2 protein-coding genes are annotated in these 3,032 nt (G+C 72.3%); one reads left to right on the top strand and one right to left on the bottom strand.

Annotated features, from left to right (window positions below; genetic code table 11):
• The first annotated feature begins 210 nt into the window (after window positions 1-210).
• Window positions 211-1,605, top strand: a complete 1,395-nt coding sequence (locus H5J29_RS27190; RefSeq protein WP_181783847.1) for an APC family permease — start codon at window positions 211-213, stop codon at window positions 1,603-1,605.
• Here the strand turns inward: H5J29_RS27190 and H5J29_RS27185 are convergent, their stop codons facing one another.
• Window positions 1,606-2,856, bottom strand: a complete 1,251-nt coding sequence (locus tag H5J29_RS27185; protein ID WP_181783846.1) for an MFS transporter — start codon at window positions 2,854-2,856, stop codon at window positions 1,606-1,608.
• Between the last annotated feature and the right edge of the window lie 176 nt (window positions 2,857-3,032).

Here is a 3,032-nt window from a genome sequence, read left to right as displayed (position 1 = left end):
CTGCGACTCCGCGGCCACCGGACGCGACATCACCGCCCACGGCAGCTGGCCCGCCTACCTCGACCGCGTCACGGAGCCCTAGCGACCCCGAACCTCGACGCATTATGGAGCCACAACTGTCGTCCTGGACTGCCCGAACGACAGTTGTGGCTCCATAATGCGGGCGGGCTCCGATTCGACAGACTCGTCCGGTGTGGTCACGATTGCCGGATGTCGGAGGCCACCGAGGCGCCCACGCTCAAGCGCGTGATGGGGCCCAAGCTGTTGCTGCTGTTCATCGTCGGCGACATCTTGGGGACCGGGATCTACGCCCTGGTCGGCCAGGTCGCGGAGGAGGTCGGCGGGGCCGCGTGGCTGCCGTTCCTGGTGGCGTTCGCGGTGGCGATGGTGACCGCCTTCTCCTACCTGGAGCTGGTGACCAAGTACCCGCAGGCCGCCGGGGCCGCGCTCTACGCGCACAAGGCCTTCGGCATCCACTTCCTGACCTTCATGGTCACGTTCGTGGTGATGGCCTCGGGCATCACGTCCGCCTCGACGGCGTCGCGGGCGTTCGCGTCGAACCTGGTCGAGGGCTTCGGCCTGGACCTGGGCAACGGCGGGATCGTGCTGATCGCGCTCGGCTTCATGGTGCTGGTCGCGCTGGTGAACCTGCGCGGCGTCGGCGACAGCGTGAAGCTCAACGTGGTGCTGACCCTGGTCGAGCTGTCCGGGCTGCTGCTGGTCATCCTGATCGGCGTCTACGCGATCGCGGGCGGGGACGCCGACTGGTCCCGCGTCGTCGCGTTCGACACCCCCGAGGACAAGGGGACGTTCCTCGCCGTCACCTCCGCGACGTCGTTGGCGTTCTTCGCCATGGTCGGCTTCGAGGACTCGGTCAACATGGCCGAGGAGTGCCACGAGCCCCGCCGGATCTTCCCCAAGATCATGATCACCGGCCTGACGCTCACCGGGATCATCTACGTGCTGGTCGCGATCTGCGCGGTCGCGCTGGTGCCGGTCGGCCCGCTGGCGGCGAGCGAGACCCCGCTGGTCGAGGTGGTCCGGGCGGGCGCCCCGGGCATCCCGGCGGACGCGGTGCTGCCCTTCATCTCGATGTTCGCGGTGGCCAACTCGGCGCTGATCAACATGCTGATGGCCTCGCGGCTGCTCTACGGGATGGCCAACCAGGGAGTGCTGCCGAAGCCGCTGGCCCGGGTGCACCCCTTCCGTCGGACGCCGTGGGTGTCGATCATCGTCACGACGCTGATCTCGTTCGGGCTGATCACCTACGTGTCGCTGGACTCCTCGTCCGACGTCGTGTCCGCGCTCGGCGGCACCACCTCGCTGCTGCTCCTGGCGGTGTTCACGATCGTCAACGTCGCCGTCCTGGTGCTGCGCAAGGACCGCGTCGACGGCGACCACTTCCGCGCGCCGCGCTGGCTGCCGGTCGTGGGGGCGCTCACCTGCGCCTACCTGGTGCTGCCCTTCTCGGGGCGGGACGCGATCCAGTACGAGCTGGCCGGGATGCTGCTGGTGCTCGGCCTGGTCCTCTACGGGATCACCATCCTGCTCAACCGGCGGCTCGGGGTGCGGCGCGAGCCCCTCGACCCGGCGAAGCTGGACTAGCTACTCGGCGCCGACGGCCCGTTCGCCGGCCACGGTCTCGGCCGTGGGGTCGCAGCGCTCCACCTTCGGGAGGGTCTCCGGCGCCCGCAGCCAGAAGACGAGGGCGAGCACCGAGATCACCCCCGTCACGCCGAAGGCCCAGCCGAAGCCCACCGCCTGGGCGACGGCCCCGGCGGCCAGCGGCCCCACGATCGCGCCGACGTCGGCCGCCATCTGGAAGCCGGCCAGCACGGTGCCGCCGCGGGCCCGGCTGCCGATCACGTCGGCGACCGCGGCGGTCATCGGGGGGTTGACCAGGCCACTGCCCACGCCCGCGACCAGCGACAGCCCGAGGAAGAGCCAGGGCAGCTCGGCCACCCCGAGCGCCCCGGTGGCCAGCGCGGACACGACCAACCCCGCGAGCACCGGGGGCCTGCGGCCACGGCGGTCGGCGATCCGGCCGGAGAGCAGCAGCGTGGCCGCGTTGCCCGCCGCGAACACCGCCAGCGCCATCCCCGCCCAGGTCTCGCTCTGCCGCAGGGCCTCCACCGCGAAGAGCGGGACCAGCGCGACCCGGACCCCGAACACGGTCCAGCCGTTGGCGAAGCTCGCGACCAGCGCGGCGCGGTAGGTGGGGTGGCGGAACGCCCTGCCGAAGGTCACCGGCGGCTCCTCGGCCCCGGTGGCGGCGGGGCCGCCGGTGCGGCCGCGCAGCAGCGGCACCGAGATCGCCCCCGCGACGACCAACGCGGCCGCGTAGACCAGGAACGGGGCGCGCAGGCTCACGGCGATCAGCCCGCCGCCCGCCAGGGGGCCCGCGATGTTGCCGAGCAGGAACCCGGTGGCCCACATCCCCGACGCCCGGCCGCGCGCCTCGGGCGGCGCCAGCCGGATCAGCAGCGAGATCGCCGAGACCGTGAACATGGTGGACCCGATACCGCCGAGCCCGCGGAACAGCAACAGCTGCCAGTAGCTCTGGGCGAAGGCCGTGGCCCCCACCGAGGTCGCGGCGACCACCAGCCCCACCGCGTAGATCCGCAGCTCGCCGAACCGCCCGACGAGCCTGCCGCCGATCGGCGCGAAGGCCAGCCGGAACCCCGCGAACAGGCTGATCACCGCCGCGGCGGCGGTGTAGCCGACGTCGAACGAGCGGGCGAAGGCGGGCAGTGCGGGGGCCACGATCCCGAAGCCGATCGCGACCACGAAGGCCGCCACGACCAGGATCCAGATCTCCCGGGGCAGCCGCACCCGAACGGTCCCCACGTCGGCCACTTCGCCCCCTTGGTCACCCTTCGTGCCTCACGCTACGCGACCGTCCCGGGTGCCCGGCCTCCTCCGATCGAGATCACGTCGGCGCCGGGTAGCCTCCTCGACCGGTGGACTCCGAACGGCTGACCCGGCTCGCGGGCGCACAGGGCGCGGCGGTCTTCGCGGCGGTCGCGGCGGAC

This window comes from Pseudonocardia pini, from assembly GCF_013870575.1.
GTDB lineage: Bacteria > Actinomycetota > Actinomycetes > Mycobacteriales > Pseudonocardiaceae > Pseudonocardia > Pseudonocardia pini.
The sequence above is the reverse complement of the archived record's forward strand: the minus strand, read 5'-3'. Positions and strand labels throughout refer to the sequence as shown.